The organism is Phenylobacterium sp. T106 (assembly GCF_057219735.1).
In genome coordinates, this window is sequence record NZ_JBXVWA010000022.1 from 1 (window position 1) to 1,577 (window position 1,577).

The window sequence follows — 1,577 nt, forward strand, 5'->3', positions numbered from 1 at the left end:
CGAGAACCCCTCCTGCCGCTGGTCCACCTGGGACGCCCTGCGCAACGGCACGCCCCCCAACCCCAAGCTCGCACCCACCATCATGGAACGCGCCTGGTCCTCGCCCATCTGGTACGAGCCGGCGGCATAAGAGAAACTCGAACGTCAGGCCGGGAGGGCCCGCGATGACCACCAAGAAACTGGCCATGCTGCGCTATGCGGCGCCCGCGGTTGCGGTCGGCGTCCTGATCGGCGGCGGCGCCGTCGTGGCGCAGGCCGTGCAGGGCCAGAAGCCGGCCCCGAAGCCGGCCGCCGCCGCGCGGCCCGCGGCCAAGGCGGCCCCGGCGCCCACCCGCCTGCCCGGTCACAACACCGACCGCAACGCCTATTTCGGCGACCTGCACGTCCACACCTACCTGTCGTTCGACGCCTACATCTTCAACGTCCGCAAATCGCCCGACGACGCCTACCGCTTCGCCAAGGGCGAGGCGATCGGCCACGCCGCCGGGTTCGACATCCGCCTGCAGGGCGGGCCGCTGGACTTCGCGGGCGTCACCGACCACGCCGAGTTCATGGGGGCCATCCGCGAGGCGGCCGATCCGCACAGCCCGCTGTCGAAGCTGCCGATCACCCAGGGCCTCTTCTCCAACGATCCCAAGGAAATCGGGCAGGCGTTCCAGCGGGTGGTCACGGGCTTCCGGGACGGCACCCTGCCGCCGGAGTTCAGCTCGCCCGAGATCGCCTCGCGCGCCTGGCGCGAGGTGCAGGACGCCGCCGCGCGGAACTACGCGCCGGGCCGGTTCACCACCTTCATCGGCTACGAGTACACCTCGGCGCCCGACGGCCGGAACCTGCATCGGAACGTCATCTTCAAGGGCTCGAAGGTCGCCGCCCTGCCCTACACGGCGAACGCGTCGCGCGACCCGGAGAACCTCTGGAAGGCCATGGACGGCTGGCGTGCGAACGGCGTCGAGGCCCTGGCGATCCCGCACAACTCGAACGGCTCGGACGGGCTGATGTTCGACACCGTCCGGATGAACGGCAAGCCCATCGACAGGGCCTACGCCGACCTGCGTATGCGAAACGAGCCGCTGGTCGAGATCAGCCAGATCAAGGGCACGTCCGAGACCCATCCCTCGCTGTCGCCCAACGACGAGTGGGCGAACTTCGAGATCATGGAGAGCTACATCGGCACGAACCGGGCGATCACGAAGTTCGCCGGCGGCTACGTGCGCCGCGCCCTGCAGGACGGGATCATCTTCCGCGAGAAGGTCGGCGCGAACCCGTTCAAGTTCGGCTTCATCAGCTCGTCCGACACCCACAACGCCTCTCCCGGCAGCGTCGAGGAGCCCAACTACTTCTCCAAGACCGGCCGGCCGGATTCCCGGCCCGACCTGCGCGGGTCGGCGCCGCCGAACGGCGCCAAGAGCTGGGAGGGCGTCGACGCCGCCGCGGCGGGCGGCCGCTACCAGGCCTGGGGCGCCTCGGGCCTGGCGGGTGTCTGGGCGGAGGAGAACAGCCGCGACGCCATCTATGCGGCGCTGCGGCGCAAGGAGACGTTCGCCACCTCGGGTCCGCGGATCAAGGTGCGGTTCTTC

At 70.1% G+C, this 1,577-nt stretch carries 2 protein-coding genes; both read left to right on the forward strand.

Features of this window, described 5'->3' with window-relative positions; genetic code table 11:
- A partial coding sequence (locus AC2D8W_RS22705; protein ID WP_484673433.1) for a DUF3604 domain-containing protein occupies nt 1-130 on the forward strand: 130 nt, incomplete at its 5' end.
- A 34-nt stretch (nt 131-164) separates the two neighbouring features.
- A partial coding sequence (locus tag AC2D8W_RS22710; protein WP_484673432.1) for a DUF3604 domain-containing protein occupies nt 165-1,577 on the forward strand: 1,413 nt, incomplete at its 3' end.